The sequence below is a fragment of the Larkinella knui genome (assembly GCF_003858645.1).
GTDB classification, from domain to species: Bacteria; Bacteroidota; Bacteroidia; order Cytophagales; family Spirosomataceae; genus Larkinella; species Larkinella knui.
Genome location: NZ_RQJP01000005.1, coordinates 486032 through 502117 on the forward strand (window position 1 = coordinate 486032; position 16086 = coordinate 502117).

At 50.3% G+C, this 16086-nt stretch carries 13 protein-coding genes; 5 read left to right on the forward strand and 8 right to left on the reverse strand.

Going from position 1 to position 16086, the window contains the following annotated elements; translation table 11 throughout:
• Positions 1-109 precede the first annotated feature (109 nt).
• From EHT87_RS24285 to metK, 5 genes are read left to right on the forward strand one after another with little or no spacing between them, the layout of a single operon-like run.
• The gene (locus EHT87_RS24285) at positions 110-970 is read left to right on the forward strand and encodes a DUF58 domain-containing protein (RefSeq protein ID WP_124909262.1); all 861 of its coding nucleotides are present in this window, start codon (positions 110-112) and stop codon (positions 968-970) included.
• A complete protein-coding gene (locus EHT87_RS24290) occupies positions 970-2163 on the forward strand; it encodes a BatA domain-containing protein (RefSeq protein ID WP_124909263.1) in 1194 nt (397 codons plus the stop codon). Before EHT87_RS24285 ends, EHT87_RS24290 begins: the two co-directional genes overlap by 1 nt.
• The gene (locus tag EHT87_RS24295; RefSeq protein WP_124909264.1) at positions 2160-4430 is read left to right on the forward strand and encodes a hypothetical protein; all 2271 of its coding nucleotides are present in this window, start codon (positions 2160-2162) and stop codon (positions 4428-4430) included. Before EHT87_RS24290 ends, EHT87_RS24295 begins: the two co-directional genes overlap by 4 nt.
• Positions 4427-6100, forward strand: coding sequence for a hypothetical protein (locus EHT87_RS24300; RefSeq protein WP_124909265.1), 1674 nt, complete (start codon positions 4427-4429; stop codon positions 6098-6100). The genes EHT87_RS24295 and EHT87_RS24300 overlap by 4 nt, the downstream gene beginning before the upstream one ends.
• Positions 6101-6157: 57 nt before the next feature.
• Entirely contained in the window at positions 6158-7411 is a 1254-nt protein-coding gene (gene metK / locus EHT87_RS24305; protein ID WP_124909266.1) for a methionine adenosyltransferase, read from the forward strand.
• Between the two features lie 74 nt (positions 7412-7485).
• On the opposite strand, the gene hpf is transcribed toward metK, so the two are convergent.
• The 8 genes from hpf to EHT87_RS24345 all read right to left on the reverse strand — a co-directional run bounded on the left by hpf (position 7486) and on the right by EHT87_RS24345 (position 15942).
• Complete coding sequence (gene hpf / locus EHT87_RS24310) at positions 7486-7860, reverse strand: ribosome hibernation-promoting factor, HPF/YfiA family (RefSeq protein ID WP_124909267.1); 375 nt, start codon at positions 7858-7860, stop codon at positions 7486-7488.
• 264 nt (positions 7861-8124) lie between these two features.
• Positions 8125-8985, reverse strand: a complete 861-nt coding sequence (locus EHT87_RS24315) for an SDR family oxidoreductase (RefSeq protein WP_124909268.1) — start codon at positions 8983-8985, stop codon at positions 8125-8127.
• A gap of 18 nt (positions 8986-9003) precedes the next feature.
• A complete protein-coding gene (locus EHT87_RS24320; RefSeq protein WP_124909269.1) occupies positions 9004-9858 on the reverse strand; it encodes an SDR family oxidoreductase in 855 nt (284 codons plus the stop codon).
• A 239-nt stretch (positions 9859-10097) separates the two neighbouring features.
• Complete coding sequence (locus tag EHT87_RS24325; RefSeq protein ID WP_124909270.1) at positions 10098-11492, reverse strand: alkaline phosphatase family protein; 1395 nt, start codon at positions 11490-11492, stop codon at positions 10098-10100.
• An 80-nt stretch (positions 11493-11572) separates the two neighbouring features.
• Positions 11573-12808, reverse strand: coding sequence for a metabolite traffic protein EboE (eboE, locus tag EHT87_RS24330; RefSeq protein WP_124909271.1), 1236 nt, complete (start codon positions 12806-12808; stop codon positions 11573-11575).
• Positions 12805-13953, reverse strand: a complete 1149-nt coding sequence (locus EHT87_RS24335) for a 3-dehydroquinate synthase (RefSeq protein WP_124909272.1) — start codon at positions 13951-13953, stop codon at positions 12805-12807. The genes eboE and EHT87_RS24335 overlap by 4 nt, the downstream gene beginning before the upstream one ends.
• 96 nt (positions 13954-14049) lie before the next feature.
• Positions 14050-14925 carry a UbiA-like protein EboC gene (gene eboC, locus EHT87_RS24340; RefSeq protein WP_124909273.1) on the reverse strand — a complete coding sequence of 292 codons (876 nt, stop codon included), beginning with the start codon at positions 14923-14925 and terminating at the stop codon, positions 14050-14052.
• An 84-nt stretch (positions 14926-15009) separates the two neighbouring features.
• Positions 15010-15942, reverse strand: coding sequence for a TatD family hydrolase (locus EHT87_RS24345; protein WP_124909274.1), 933 nt, complete (start codon positions 15940-15942; stop codon positions 15010-15012).
• Positions 15943-16086 lie beyond the last annotated feature (144 nt).

Below are 16086 nucleotides of genomic sequence, written 5' to 3' on the forward strand. Positions count from 1 at the left end.
AGCTGTTTCGCGGAGTTGAGCGCAGGAAAATGAGTTAAGCGGAGATAGTCTAAAAAACTCTGTTTAACTCCTTTTTCCTCCGCTCAACTCCGCGAAACAACTCCAAATCATGCTAGCGACCGATCTCATCAAACTCAACAACCTGCAACTCGCCGGCAAACTCGTCAGCGACGAATTGCTGTTGGGCATTCACGCCAGCAAACGCTCGGGGTCGGGGACGGAGTTTGAACAATACCGCCACTATGAGCCCGGCGACGATCCCCGGCGCATCGACTGGAAACTTTTTGCCCGAACCGACAAGCATCTCGTGCGGGAATCAGCGACGGAAAGCAACCTGCAAATCCGCTTTTTACTGGATTTATCCGGGTCGATGAATTACAGTGAGCAGGGCGTTAGCCGCCTGGAGTATGCCAAAATCCTGATGGCTTCACTGGCCTATCTGGGCTATCGGCAAAGCGACCAGATGAGTTTATACGGGTTGCAAAATGGGGCTTTGCAAACGTTGGTACCGACTGGGAAGCAAGCGTTTCAACGGATTTTATTTGCTTTACAAAACGCTACGGCTTCCGGGCAATGGCTGCCACAACAGGCACGGTTTCCGGAATTCCAGCAGAAACAAAAGGAGCTGTTGGTGATGGTTTCTGACTTTCTGCAAGTGGATAACGAATGGTTGAAACTGATTAAAAGTGTGGCTAGTCCGCGCCGGGAAATTGTTATATTTCAACTGCTCGGGGAGCAGGAAACGGATTTTAACCTGAGCGGTTTTTACCGGTTTAAAGATCTGGAAACCGACCGGGAAATTGAAGTGCAGGCGGAGGCAATCAAAGAGTCATTTCAGCAGGCGGTTTCGGTTTATTTCAAAAAAATGGCAGAAGAATTGTTGCTGCCACACGTTCATCTTATTCGCGTAAAACTGAGTGATCCCATTGCCGGGGCGTTAACCGATTTTCTGACCAGGAGGAGAATTTAATGCAATTTATCCAGCCGTTATTTTTATGGGGAATTGGGGCCGTGATAATCCCGGTCATTATCCATTTCTGGCACCAGAAAAGGGGCAAAACTCTGGCCTGGGCGGCTACCCGCTGGCTTCAGGAAAAGAACCAGCAACCGCAGCGGGGCGTTAAACTGGACAATTTGTTGTTGCTGATTCTACGGTGTTTTATCGTGGTTTTACTGGCAGTTTTAGTGAGTCAGCCGACGTTCAACGGGTTTGGAAAACCGGCAGGTAGTCAGAAAATTCATCTCGTGCAACCGGACAAATCGGTGGTCGATAATTTTCGGTTTGAACTCGAAGATGCCATCAAAAAAGGAGAAGCCATTTATTGGAGTACTGCAGCCACGGAACGGCTAAACGATCCGGAGCAATTGCCTGATCAGCGGACTTTTACGGCGAACCTGTTACAGTCGTCGATCAATGTGTTGCAGAAAAATAATTCGGAATTACATCTGTACTTACGCAATAACCACCAATTGGCGGACGCGCCGTTTATTCGGGTTCCGGCTTCTTATAAACTTCATGCGATCGTTGATTCTGGTCGCCAACCCGTCCGTACTTATCTGGAATTACCGGCCAACAAAAAGCTGTTTGTCAATCCGTCAAATCAGTTGACAAACGGCGCGGTTTTAAACCCGACGCTCCGTTTTCAACCTACTCCGGAGCATGCCGGGCCGTTAACGGCTTTGGTAAATTTCAAAAATAAAACCGAACAACAAACCATTGTGGCAGCGTTGAATGCGCTGTCGGAAGTGTACTCGCTGGGCATCCGGGTCGATATAAAAAGGAATCCGCAAACCGGATACGACTGGATTTTAACCGATCAGGAGGTGGTTAATCCGGTACCTAAAACGCTTTACCTGGTTTCGGGAAAACTCAAAACGCCGACCAGCGCCAATGTGATTTATTCGGAAGAAAAACTGACGCCACAAACCGCCGAACTGGTAAGAACCGGGCAGCTTCCGGAATGGCTGGGCGAATGTCTAATCCGGCATTTTAAGCTTAAACCGAGCGCATTTCCATTGAGCAGGCAACAGTTAAACACCTTGTTTATTCCCACTGCCCAGTCGGAAAAAAAGCAACCGGAACGTGTCCGCAACTGGATTTTATTCGTGTTCATTTGTTTGGTAGGCGTTGAGCGTTGGATGGCTTTGAAACAGAACGCATGAATGAACTGAAACGTACCTTGTCGGCCATTACCTATCAGCTCATTGCGAATGCGTTGCTGAAGAGTATTTTGCTGGCAATTGCGGCTGGCTATGTTGCCCGGATTGCCGGTTTTCCCGTTGAAATAGCAAGCGGTATTGGCATTTTTGGGTTTGGATTTGGTGTCTGGTTTACCGGTCTTTTTCGGAGCAAAAAACAACAGGCGATAGCCATTATTCATAAAACATTTGGTGATGTTGAATACAGCTTGCCGCTGCTGGATAAAGAAGAATTGAACATAGCCGAACAACTCCAACTGGCACGGTTGAATGAGCAAATTCGGGCGATTAAAATTCCGGTTAGTCACTTATTCTTAGTACTATTTTCAAAAACTGCCTTATACGGTTTACTGGTTTTGATTTCACTAACCGTTTATTATGGTTCTCTACTGTTGCCGTCGAATCAGCCGGTTCACAACCAATTGGCAACCTATATTCCTGCCATTGCCAAAGATACCAGGCCGGTTGTTCCTGCTTTTCAATCGGCGGTTTTACAAATTAAACCGCCGGGTTATACAAGTTTTCCTGGAAAAGAATCAACGGATTTGAACGCAGCAGCGATCACGGGTTCGTTGCTAACCTGGCGATTAAAATTTACTCAGCATGAGGCTGTTTCGGTTCGGTTAGTCAACAGCCGGGGTGAAGAACTGACGTTTAAAAAAACAGCAAGCGGATTTGAGTACCAGGATCAATTGATTAATTCGGGCCTTTATGCGATCAAAGCTTATTGGAAAAAACCGACTGGCAAAGATTCCCTCATTTACCAAACTGACTATTACCGACTGGAAGCACAACCCGATCTGGCTCCAAAAATTCAACCCGATTCCAAAGAATTATACCAATTTCATTTTCTGAAAGATGATAAAAATCTGCACGTTTCAGCCCGGATTTCGGACGATTTTAACGTACGGCAGGCTTTTATTGTGGCCACGTTGGCGCGGGGTTCCGGCGAAAGTGTTAAGTTCCGGGAAGTTAAATTTCCGTTGCCGCAAACTAATTTTAAAGAGGCCAGGCTAACGAAAATCATTGACCTTAAAGCACTCAATTTTGCGCCGGGGGATGAACTTTATTACTATTGGGCGGCCCTTGATAACAAAAAACCGGAAGCAAATTTCGCCAAATCGGACACCTATTTTGTGGTGTATAAAGACACGGCCAACGTGGAAGAAGCGGAACTGGCTACGATGGCCGTGAACATTATGCCGGAGTATTTTCGCAGCCAGCGGCAGATTATTATCGATACCGAAAAGCTGATTTCCCAACGGAAAAAACGGGCGGCCAAGGATTTTAAGCGTACGTCCAATGAAATTGGTTTTGATCAAAAAGTGCTTCGGTTGCGGTATGGGCAGTATTTGGGAGAAGAATTTGAGAATTCGATTGGTGGGCATGATCTGGCTGCTGAGGGAAATGTGCTGGAAGGATTCATCCATAAACACGACACGGACGAAGAGAAAAATGCGCCAAAGCCGTTTGCTTTCAAAGTAGGGGAAAAGGCCGAAGAACAGCAGAAGAAAGAGTTGCCCGCTCCCGATCAGCACGATCATGAACACGAAGCCGGAAAATCAGAAAGCGATGACCCAGTGGCGGCTTTGATGGAACAATATATTCACTCGCACGATAACGGAGAAGCCAACACATTTTACGAACAATCGACCCGTAGTTTGTTGAAAATGGCGCTCGAACAAATGTGGCAATCCGAATTACACCTGCGTTTATACGAACCGGAAAAAGCGCTGCCTTTTGAAAATAAAGCTCTGATTTATCTGAAAGCGGCCCAGCATAAAGCCCGGACGTTTGTGAAGAAAAGTGGCTACGATCCACCGCCGATCAAAGAAAAGGAAACCCGACTGACCGGTGAATTGAAAAATGTCAATGCCAATTTTACGCAGGAACGGCAGTATAATCCAGCACAACTGGAACGACTGGCTGGCGAAGTGTTGGGGTATCTGGAACTGAAAAATTTAAGTCAAAACCAGAAAAGAACCGTACAGCAATTGAGTGCTTTTCTGATGAATCAGGTCATGAACAGTCGTTTATCGGATTGGCCGATTGTCAGTAGTTTACAGAAATTAGAACGCGGTAAAATGCTATCTAATGCAGAAAAAACTGCACTAAAAACGAAATTATATTCCATGGCCGGAATTTCATCCAGAAGCAGAAAACAGTCAGAAATGGGATCGTATTCCAGCGAACGTAAACTGGAACAATCGTTTTGGCGTCATTTGAAATGAAAGTAGTTGATCAGGTTATAAGTGCCTTTAATCCCGCTGATACCATTAACTGGGTTCTCCTGTTACTTTTAGCGGTATTGCTGCTCCTGCAACTGGCGCTGATCATCAGAAATAAATCACTTTCAGCTCGACGGAAATGGGTTCGGGCGGTTTTAAATTTCTTGTTCTGGAGTGTTTTAGCGGGCTACTTTCTGCAACTCGAATGGCGAAAACCGGTTGGCTCAAAGCTGGTTTTACTTGCCGACAATACGGTGCCGGCTGCGTATATCAACCATCTGAAAGATAGTCTGGGAAACCGGGAAATCATTCGGACCAATACCGTCGCAACTTCGGCCTTCCGCTCGCAACTTACTGATGGTTCCATCGATACCGTAACGTTGATTGGAAGCGCTTTTTCTCCGGAAATACTGGGTCAGTTGAGCCGACAAACTGTGCAATGGATTCCGTATTATCAACCCGATCAGTTGCAGCTGATTCGCTGGAAAGCCTTTCTTCGAAAAGGTGAAATGCAGGTGGTGAGCGGCACTCTTTACTCATCGCAGCAACAGATGCTTAAGCTCCGTTTTGGAAAGCAGATTCTCGATAGTTTGCTACTAAAAGCCGGCCCTGCGGATTTTAAATTTCAGTTTCCTGCCTTTTCACAAGGACGCACCGAAATCGAGTTGGTGCTGGACCAGAAACCGCTGGATACACTTCATTATTTTTCCCGAAAGGCCCCGGACTTTGCGTATCAGTTTATTCTCGATAGTCCGGATTTTGAAAGCAAAACGCTGGCCGACTGGCTGGGCAGAAAAGGGTATTCCGTTCAGCTTACTTCCACCATTTCGAAAAACAGGAGCAATCGGCTGAACATCAACCGGGCCGCTGATGCCGATGTGATTATTACCGATCCGGCCAATGCGACGAATCCTGTTGTCAAAAAAGCCGTGATTCAGGGAAAACCGGTGCTGTTTATGAACCTGTCGGACGCCGAAGCCGATCTTAAAACCATTAACGAAGCGTTGGGTACCGACTGGAACGTAAAGAAAATCGCCAACGAAACGACGGTGTCGATTGGAAACGGAATTCAGGCTTTGCCGTATCGGTTAACCGTTGCCCTGAATCAGCTTCCCGTGGCCGGTTATCCGGTGGCTATTCAGAAAACGACCGCCAAAATCGGGGTCAGTCTGGTGAGTGAAACGTTTCCATTGAAACTGAGTGGCGACAGCGTGACGTATGACCGGATCTGGACGTCGATTCTGACGCCACTGCAACCTGCGTTAAAAGACAATGTTCAGCTGGAGTCACCCGTTTTTAAGGGCATTCGATCCGTCATTCACTTCAATAATGTATCCCGAAAACCCGCCGAAATCCGGATCGGAAACGATACGGCCAGGCTCGATTATTCCCCCATCAATGCCTGGTCTGCCCAAACCCGGTATGTATTCGGCCGCACGGGCTGGCTGCCTTTTCAGGATTCGCTGGCGGTTTATGTTGACGAACCCGATAAGAATGCGGTTTTCGGGAATCGGCTGGTGAGTGATTATTTGCGATTCCGCTCATCCGGGGAGGTAGAAACGCAGGCCGGTATTCAAAACCAACGCTCCGTTAAATTGCCCGACTGGATCTGGATTCTGCTCTTCCTCAGCAGTTTGACCGCGCTTTGGATCGAACCTAAATTTAGCATTTGACCTGTCGTAAAATTCCAGTAGCTTTGCGGCTGTTTTTAGTCTTAAATCTTACGTACAATGCCCTATCTATTTACCTCGGAGTCAGTCTCTGAAGGCCATCCCGACAAAGTCGCGGATCAGATTTCCGATGCATTGATCGATCATTTTCTGGCATACGATCCATCCAGCAAAGTCGCCTGCGAAACACTGGTTACAACCGGACAGGTGGTATTGGCAGGGGAGGTAAAAACAAATACGTACCTCGATGTTCAGAAAATCGCCCGGGAGGTTATCAGGCGTATTGGTTATACCAAAAGTGAATACATGTTTGAAGCCGATTCGTGCGGCATTTTATCCGCCATTCACGACCAGTCGGCCGACATCAATCAGGGCGTTGAACGCACCAATCCGGAAGATCAGGGCGCGGGTGACCAGGGAATGATGTTTGGGTATGCGACCAACGAAACGGATAATTTCATGCCGTTGCCGCTGGATCTGGCCCACAAGATTCTCCAGGAAATGTCCTACATCCGCAATCACGATAAGAATATTTTAACGTACCTCCGGCCGGATGCCAAGTCGCAGGTGACGATTGAATACAGCGATGATGACAAGCCCATCCGGATCGATACGATCGTTGTTTCAACGCAACACGATGATTTTGACACGGATGCGGTCATGCTCGAGCGGATTCGGGAAGATGTGATCAACATTGTTATTCCCCGCGTAAAAGCCAAACTCAAACCGGAGCTGCAAGCGTTGTTTACCGATAACATTACGTATTACATCAACCCAACGGGCAAGTTTGTCATTGGCGGACCACACGGTGATACGGGCTTGACGGGTCGTAAAATTATTGTCGATACCTACGGCGGCAAAGGCGCTCACGGTGGGGGGGCCTTCTCGGGCAAAGACCCTTCGAAAGTAGACCGTTCGGCGGCTTACGCAACGCGTCACATTGCCAAAAACCTGGTGGCAGCCGGTCTGTGCGATCAGATTCTGGTTCAGGTTTCCTATGCCATCGGCGTGGCCAAACCGTGCGGTTTATACGTTAATACGTATAATTCGGCGAAAGTAGACATGACCGACGGTGAGATTGCGACCAAAATCGAGGAGCTATTCGACATGCGTCCGTACGCCATCGAACAACGCCTGAAACTGCGGAATCCGATTTATTCCGAAACCGCTGCATATGGTCACATGGGCCGTCAGAACCAGATTGTGAAGAAAGTATTTGGTATGAATGGTACCACGAAAGAGGTTGAAGTTGAGCTGTTTACGTGGGAGAAACTTGACTACGTCGATAAGATCAAAGAAGCATTTGGATTATAGTACCCACGGGCCGCCCGTAGGTACAAAAAAAGCCGCCTTTTTAGGGCGGCTTTTTTTGTTGGAAAACAGGTCGGTTAATATTCGATGTCTTCGTTTACCGTGTCCGCTTCAACCAAATCCGTCGACTCATTGATTTGCTGTGCGGAGATATTTCGCTGTTTATCTTTATGACGTTTCAACTTATTCTTGAGCATATCGACCACCACGTCGGTAGCTTCTTCAAACGTGGTGCCTTGCTGGCGGGCGAAAATGGAATCACCCGGCAAAAACAGTTTAACTTCGAAAACTTTCTGTTTGACTTTGCTGGTGTCGCTCCCCTCTAACCTCAAATAAACCTCACCGCTGATAATCCGGTCGTTAAAGGTTTCTAATTTGTCAAGCTTCTTCTGAATGAAGTCCAGCAACTTTTGGTCTGCCGTAAAATGGACGCAATGAATTTGAATTCTCATACGTGTCACATGGTTTTAAAGTTAAACAAAGAACCCACGGACTATCTAAGTTTGGAAAACCATTTGACAGAGTCAATAGGCTGATCGAAATATCCAACTTAGTATATTGTCCAGATTTATACGAATGCTACCTTACCGTTCAGAACCAACACTTATCGTACCAACCTCCATCCGGGGTGATAGAAAGATTCTTTCTATTGTCTAATTATACCGTTTGAAAAACGGCCGCCTTTCACCGGTTTTCGTCTGCTTATTGGGTCTGTTTCAGGAATTGACCACTTCGCCACCGTTCACGTGCATGACCTGGCCCGTGATGTAAGAGGCATCTTCGGAAGCCAGAAAAACAAAGGCCGGAGCCACTTCTGCCGGTTGTCCGACGCGCTCCAGGGGCGTTTCCTTGCCGAATTCGGCCACTTCTTCTTCCGTTTTGGTCGATACGATCAGGGGTGTCCAGATCGGGCCGGGCGCTACCGCATTGACCCGGATGTTGCGTTCCACCAAATGTTGCGACAAAGAGCGCGTAAAAGCCGTTACGGCCCCTTTTGTGGAGGCATAATCGACCAGGGCCTTGCTGCCCCGGTAGGAAACGACCGAGGTCGTGTTGATGATGCAATCGTAGGCACTCATATGGGCCAGTGCCAGTTTGGTAAGCCGGAAAATAGCCAGGATATTAAGCTCGAACGTTTCGATTAACTGCTGATCCGAAATGTCGGTAAACTCTTGTTGTTCAACGTGGTTGGCGGCATTGTTGACCAGGATGTTAATGTGATGGTATTCACTGACCACGTGGTCGACTACTTGTCTGATAAATGACGGATTTCGCAGGTCTCCGGCGAGTAACAAACAGCGTTGTCCTTCGGCTTCAATCAGCGATTTGGTCTTTTGCGCGTCTTCGATTTCGCGGGGATGATGGACGATGGCGAGGTCGGCGCCTTCGCGGGCAAAATGGACGGCAACGGCCCGGCCAATGCCGCTGTCTCCGCCCGTAATCAGGGCTATTTTATCCTGCAACTTGCCACTGCCGACGTAATCATCCCGCATGTAAATCGGCTGTGGATGCATTTCTAGTTCCAGACCCGGTTGCTGATTCTGGTGCTGGGGCGGGGTTTCAAGTTCTAAATTCATCGCTGTAGAAAGGTTGGATCAGGTATTTACAATCGTTCCGCCGTTGGGGTGGATGGTTTGGCCGGTAACGTAACTGGCATCGTTGGAGGCCAGATAGACGTACGCCGGAGCCACTTCGCTGGGCTGACCGGGGCGCTTCATCGGAACATCCTGCCCAAACTGGGCCACTTCTTTGGCACCGACGGAAGCCGGGTTCAGGGGTGTCCAGATGGGGCCGGGGGCTACGCCATTTACGCGAATTTTCTTCTTGGCCAGATTGGACGACAACGCGCGGGTGAAGCTCATGATGGCCCCTTTGGTGGCCGAATATTCCGGCAAATCGGCCCGGCCCTGAAAAGCTGTCACGGATGTGGTATTGATAATGCTGTCGCCTTCGTGCAGGTGTTTCAAAGCCGCCCGCGTGACCCGAAAAAACGAATAGATGTTGATTTCGAAGGTGTTCACCAGATCGTCGTCGGTCATGTCTTCAAACCGCTTGTGCTGGAGTTGCAAGCCGGCATTATTGACCAGAATGTTCAGTTTGCCAAACCGCCGGACGGTATCTTCCACCAGTCTTTCGCAATAGGCCGGGTCGCGCAGGTCGCCGGGCAGGAGCAGGCATTGCTGGCCTTCGGCGATCACCAGCTCTCTGGTTTTCCGGGCGTCACCTTCTTCGCGGTGGGTGTAGGCAATCGCTACATCGGCACCTTCGCGGGCAAAATGCACGGCTACCGCCCGGCCAATGCCACTGTCTCCGCCGGTAATCAAAGCCACTTTTCCTTTCAATTTGCCAGACCCGACATAGGCATACCGAATCACTTTCGGTTGCGGGTCAAGTTCGCTTTCCAGACCAGGCTGCACATCCTGATGCTGGGGCGGAATTTTAGTTTCCATACGGTTTTTCCGGTCGTTGAGTAAATCAGAAAGCTAGAATAGACAAGAAAAGTAAGACGAAGGATAAAAAACAACCCGCTGCTTGTACCTTTTACTCATGTCTCTTGTCTACTCTCTTTTGTCTATTCAATAACAACTCAATCGCCCGGATTTTGATGGGATTCTATTACTGAACGGGATACAAAAAAAGCCGAATGTTCACAAACATCCGGCTTTTTGGCAGGCTAAGGTAGTCAGTATCAGGGAGTCTTCTGAAGAACGTCAGCGGTCAGTGCTTCCCATATTTTGTTGTAGACCTCAATAGCGGCCAGCGGTTTTTCGTTCGACAACCCCGGGCTTGAGGACACAAAAACCGGGTGATCGGCGGGGCTGGTACCCACACGGCCGTGCGAACCCTTGATCAGGGTAGCGTCCAGCGGAATGACGTTCATTAAATACCGGAAGCCGAGTTTTTTACGAATCAGTTTATAACCGGCTTTTAGTTTGATCAGCGAATTGGCCGGGTCCATAAACATTTCGACCGGATCGTAACCCGGTTTCCGGTGAATATCGACCAGTCGGGCATAATCCGGCGCTTTCGCGTCGTCGGTCCAGTAATAATAGGTAAACCAGCTTTTGGCGTCGGCCATTACCACCAGATCACCCGCCCGGTCGTGGTCGATGTGGTGTTTTTTCTTCCCGGCTTCGTCCAGAATCAGTTCAACCCCCGGCGTTTTTTCGAGAATGGAGCGCACCTGAGCGGCACAGGCCGGGTCGTTGATGTAGATGTGGGCAATCTGATGGTCAGCCACCGCAAAAGCCCGTGACGCGCCCGCATCGAGCAATTCCAGCCCTTGTTCGACCCGAACGTTGATCAGACCGGCTTCCCGGAACAGGCGGTTCAGGTGAATGGGCTGGCTGACGTTCGTGATTCCGTATTCCGACAGAATGATAATTTCGGCGTTTTGCCGTTCATAATGCTGAATTAAATCCTTGCATACGTCGTCAATTTCGTGCAGTTCGTTCGAAATCTTACTGAAATCGGGTCCGAATTTTTGCAGACAGTAATCCAGGTGCGGCAAATAAATCAGCGTCAGCGTCGGGTTGTGCCAGCGGTCGACCAATAACGACGCGTCGGCAATCCAGCGGGTCGATTTGATGTTGGCGTTGGGTCCCCAGAAACTGAACAGCGGAAAGGTGCCGAGTGCTTCCTGAAGCCGGTCGCGCAGATCGGAGGGATGGCTGTAACAATCGGGCGCTTTCACCCCGTCGGCGTGGTATTGGGGGCGGGGTGTAACCGAAAAGTCGGCGGAGGAATACATGTTGTACCACCAGAACATCTTGGAAACCGTGAACGACGGATCGAGTTGCCGGGCGCGTTCCCAGATTTTTTCGCCACCCACCAGTTTGTTCGACTGCTTCCAGAATTTGACTTCGCATTCCGTACGGTCGTACCAGCCGTTGCCGACAATACCGGTTTCGGTTGGCCATTTTCCCGTCACATACGTCGACTGAACCGAAGTTGTGACGGCGGGCAACATCGGCTCGATGCTGGAAAGCTGCTTGCCCGTTACCCATTGTTTCAGAAAGGGCGTATGCTCACCAATCAGGGAGGCTGATAAGCCCACAACGTCGATTACTACGGTTTTTTTCATATATATTGAGGGCTATCGGCTAATGAAAGGACAGACACCTGACAGATTTTGAAAACCTGTCAGGTGTTTGTCTCGTTCCATTAGCCGATGGTATTAATTTCGTTCAAGACCCAATCTAATTCCCGCCCGATCGAATCATTGAGTCGCATTTTCAGATCTTCGGGCAGCACTTCCCACGTGTAGGTTTCGACTTCCAGTTGCTCCGTAAACGGACTTTCTTTCTGTAAACGAAGCACTTCCGTAATGTCTTCCTGCGTCGATTGCAGCAGACCGTAGTCGGCCACGAAAAGCGGAACGTGAAAATGCGACCGCCATTCGACGTGATTTTTATCAAATGCCAGCAGAGCCTCCGGCAAATCCGGAAACCGGAGCAATTCACCGTTCACATCCCGCGCCACTACCTGATGCAAATACGTCGGCTCGTTGAACTGCCGGAATTGGTCCAGAACCGCAGCCCGGCTGTTTTCTTCCACCGGAAAAGTGGCCTTCAAAGCCGCGCTGATCTGAATTTTGCCGACTTTCAAGTCGTTGTCTTTCAGTTTTTTCAGCACTTCCTCCGGGCGTTCGTAACCCACCGCAAAATGGCAAACATCGTAGCACAACTGCACGTGTTCGCGCAAAGCCGCTTCGGCTTCACCCGCCGACATCCCAAACTCGTCGTTGAGCCGCTCCAGGCCGATGGGCAACAAATAGAGGTTGAACCATTCGATAAACTCGTCGCCGGTTTCCAGCAATCCGTCGGGTTCGGGTTCAATGTCGAGGTGCAGGCTGATGCCTTCTTCCTGCTTGATCCGAACGAGATCTTCCACCACAGTCATCAGGCGCTGGGTCGTCGCTTCAAAAGCCAGATCGCGTTCGTCCCGGTTGCTCCACTGAAACCAGTACCGGTAGGAAAGGGGTGAGGTAGAAATACCGGCTTCGGTGATTCCGCCTGCCATACTGATCGGCAGCAATGCCGTCAGCAACCGGAACAACCGGATGGTATACTCGACGCGCTCGGGCGTTCGCCAGTCGGGGGCGTGAACCTGGCCTTTGACGCGTGTCCGGTGAAAACCGCCAAACGGAAAACCGTTCATTGTAAAAACGTAGCAGTCGTTTTCCGTCAGCCAGTTCTGAAATTCCCGCAGGCGCTCCGGCTGGACCAGCTCCAGGCTGGCAATGTTGGAAAGCCGCAGTCCGATACCAAAGGGCGCATCGGGCGAAAGCTTTTGTTTGATGCTGGGAATGGCCTGTTGCAGCGCAATGAAGTGCTCCGCCCAATGTTCACCGGCATGAATATTCGTGCAATAACCGAGATGTCCCAGCGGGGTTTTCATGCGGGCTGTATTTCGTTCTCTTTTAGGATTCCAATCACTTCGCGAATCAGCTCCGTGTCCATTTCGTGTACTTCCACACCCTTTCCGATGGCTTTCAGCAACATGATGGTCAGTTGACCACCCAGATGTTCACGGAACTCATTGAGTCCTTTCAACACGCCATCGCCATCCAGCGCCGGATGAAACAGCGAAAAACCGAGGGTTCGTTCCAGATTCAGAATGCGGTTAGTATCGGCTTCGCTGAGCCAGCCCAGCCGTTGGGAATAGAGACTGTCGAGGGCAATGCCGATGGCTACGGCTTCGCCGTGACGAATCTCAAAATCAGTGAGTTGTTCGAGCTTGTGGGCGCTCCAGTGGCCAAAATCCAGTGGTCGCGACGAGCCCATTTCGAACGGGTCGCCACTGGCAATGTGGTTCAGGTGCAACTCGGCGCAGCGGTGAATCAGGTACTGCATGGCGTCCAGATCGCGGGCGGCCAGTTTTTCGGCGTTGGTTTCCAGCCACTCAAAAAAGGGTTGGTCTTTAATGAGGGCCACTTTGATGGCTTCGGAAATACCGGCCCGCCAGTCGCGGTCGTCGAGTGTTTTGAGAAACTCCGAATCGTTGAAAACCGCGGTGGGGGGCGCAAACGAGCCGAGAAAGTTTTTCTTTCCCCGGTAATTGACGCCGTTTTTAACGCCGATTCCCGAATCATTTTGCGACAAAACCGTGGTTGGAATCCGAATGTGCCGGATGCCGCGGTGCGAAATGGCGGCCACATAGCCCACCAGATCCAGGACCGAACCACCACCAATGGCCACCACGTATGAATGGCGGTCGATGCCGTAGCGGTCGATGGCGTCGATGAGTTGATCGACCAGCGCCGGATCGTTTTTAGACCCTTCGCCACCGGGAATCACGATCAAATCAGGAACCATATCAACACTGGAAACCGGAGCAAAATACGCTTTGATCTGTTCTAATAAATCGGGATGGCTAGTAGTAACCCCTTCATCCAGAATGAATAGTAATTTTTTGCGAAATCCTTCCGAATGCCGGTTTTTCAGGAAATCAACTAACGTTGAATTGGTAGGGTCGAACAGACGGTCGGAAAAGAATACGTCGTAGGTGAAGTGAACGTTGAATGACTGGTGAAGGGTATTCATTCCTTAGGACAATGAGTTAATAGAATAAATAAATACGTAAAACAAACAAACCACCGGTTTGTCTTTTAAAACAAGAGTTTGGCCGGAACCGTTCGGTTACGTCACCGCAAATACTTTGGCCAGCAATCGCGACAGGGGCAGCAGACAAACGACGAGCATGGCCAGCGGAAAAGAAGCGAAAGCGGCTACCCAGGCGGCATTCATCACAATCAACGATAATACGCCCGATTTTACCGCCATGCCGATGTTTCGGCCGGTTGGCTCCCGGATGGCTTGCCAAAGGGGCGGAAAAATAAAGAAGCCAAAGAGTAAAAGGAACGGAATGGCCGTTCCTAACTGGTGTTGCTGCTGGGCAATGGCACCGATGCAGCCAATCACGAGTCCGTATAACAAACCCGCAACCCGCAGCACCATCGGTTTTCCGCCGTGAACTTCCCCCCGGCTGATCATCGTAATAGCAGCAATGTAGACAATGGGAATGACGCCCAGCGATGCCCACAAAGGAACCTGATCGGGCAAAACACTGATGCCCAGAATTAGATTCAGCCCCCGGCACAAGCCCATATTCAGAGGACCGATGATGGCATTGTGTTTCCCGAATTTATCGTAAACCAGCGAGGCAACGCTAATGGCGACCGCCAGCCATCCCGCCGTCGGGTTCACCATCCAGGCCGCGGCCATGCCGATTAGCAATAAAAAACTGGCCAGTAAGGTTGCTGTTGCCAGACTCACCTGCCCGCTCGGAATGGGTCGTTCCGGCCGCTCGACGGCGTCCAGTTCGGCATCAAAAACGTCGTTGAAAACCACGCCACCACCATACAACCCGACCGTCGACAGACAAAGCCAGCCCACCGGTGCCGGATCAGCATCAGGAATCAGGTAATAACCGGCGATGGCCATTCCCGCCATTACGTCGGCAATGGACGTGATGAGGTTGGCCGGGCGGGTTAGGCGAAGAAGCGGAAGGAGCATGTTTTTGAATGATGAACGATGAGCGATGAACGTTGAATGGGGCTAACGCGTACCCATTCATCGTTCGGCGATCATCATTCATCATTATTTAATAATCGTTGATGATTTATCCACCCGCGGGGCCTGGCCTCCGCGCAACACCGAGCTGCCATTGTAGCGCTGGCTCTGGTCGATGTCGATTGGCTGTTCGAAGTCGGCGAGGCTGATCTGGCCGCTCTGGGCAAAAGCCGTTACGGCGTTTTCGAAGGTAACCAGCCGGATGGTTTCGTCGGAAATACCGCGTTCTTTCATCAAGGCTGCGGTTTTGGGCAGGGCCAGCGGATCGCTGATGCCCCAGTCGGCGGCCGAATTGATCATAATCCGCTCGGGTCCATACTGTTTCACCACTTCAACCATGCGCTCATTGCCCATTTTGGTGAAGGGATAAATGGTAAAACCGGCCCAGAAGCCGCGATCCAGGACTTCCTTAACGGTTTCTTCGTTGTTGTGATCGACAATCACCATGCCGGGGTCCAGACCGTGTTCGAGCGCGATGTCCATGCTGCGGCTGGTGCCCTGTTTTTTGTCACGGTGGGGCGTGTGAATCTGAACCGGTAACCCGGCTTCTTTGGCGAGTTCCAACTGCGCCCGGTAGTATTTTTCTTCGGCAGGAGTCTGGTCGTCGAACCCGATTTCACCGACGCCAACGACGCCCTCTTTGTAAATAAACAAAGGCAGAATCTCCATGACCTGCTCGGCGAGGGCCTCGTTGTTGGATTCTTTGGAGTTCAGGCCGATCGTGCAGTAGTGCCGGATGCCGAACTGCGACGCCCGAAACCGCTCCCAGCCGACGAGGCTCGCAAAATAATCGCGGAACGAATCGACGCCCGTGCGGGGCTGGCCGAGCCAGAACGCCGGTTCGATAACGGCCACAACACCGGCGTCGGCCATCGCCTGGTAATCATCCGTGGTGCGGGCCGTCATGTGAACGTGCATGTCAAAAAACTTCATCCCGCGAATGGTATCTAAAAAACTCATGAGTGTGTCGGCTTTAAAAAGCAAAGTTAGTCGGGGAGCAACCCAGTTGCAAGCGGCATCCCGGACGATTGCGGTTCAATTACCAGGATAACGGAAAAAGGGCCATTAGATTTTTATTAAAAACCGTAACACCAGCCGTTTCGT

Bases quoted from the DNA above. Each gene is read 5' to 3' on its own strand.
- EHT87_RS24285 (WP_124909262.1), top strand. From the start codon at position 110: ATGCTAGCGACCGATCTCATCAAACTCAACAACCTGCAACTCGCCGGC.
- EHT87_RS24290 (WP_124909263.1), top strand. From the start codon at position 970: ATGCAATTTATCCAGCCGTTATTTTTATGGGGAATTGGGGCCGTGATA.
- EHT87_RS24295 (WP_124909264.1), top strand. From the start codon at position 2,160: ATGAATGAACTGAAACGTACCTTGTCGGCCATTACCTATCAGCTCATT.
- EHT87_RS24300 (WP_124909265.1), top strand. From the start codon at position 4,427: ATGAAAGTAGTTGATCAGGTTATAAGTGCCTTTAATCCCGCTGATACC.
- metK (WP_124909266.1), top strand. From the start codon at position 6,158: ATGCCCTATCTATTTACCTCGGAGTCAGTCTCTGAAGGCCATCCCGAC.
- hpf (WP_124909267.1), bottom strand. From the start codon at position 7,860: ATGAGAATTCAAATTCATTGCGTCCATTTTACGGCAGACCAAAAGTTG.
- EHT87_RS24315 (WP_124909268.1), bottom strand. From the start codon at position 8,985: ATGAATTTAGAACTTGAAACCCCGCCCCAGCACCAGAATCAGCAACCG.
- EHT87_RS24320 (WP_124909269.1), bottom strand. From the start codon at position 9,858: ATGGAAACTAAAATTCCGCCCCAGCATCAGGATGTGCAGCCTGGTCTG.
- EHT87_RS24325 (WP_124909270.1), bottom strand. From the start codon at position 11,492: ATGAAAAAAACCGTAGTAATCGACGTTGTGGGCTTATCAGCCTCCCTG.
- eboE (WP_124909271.1), bottom strand. From the start codon at position 12,808: ATGAAAACCCCGCTGGGACATCTCGGTTATTGCACGAATATTCATGCC.
- EHT87_RS24335 (WP_124909272.1), bottom strand. From the start codon at position 13,953: ATGAATACCCTTCACCAGTCATTCAACGTTCACTTCACCTACGACGTA.
- eboC (WP_124909273.1), bottom strand. From the start codon at position 14,925: ATGCTCCTTCCGCTTCTTCGCCTAACCCGCCCGGCCAACCTCATCACG.
- EHT87_RS24345 (WP_124909274.1), bottom strand. From the start codon at position 15,942: ATGAGTTTTTTAGATACCATTCGCGGGATGAAGTTTTTTGACATGCAC.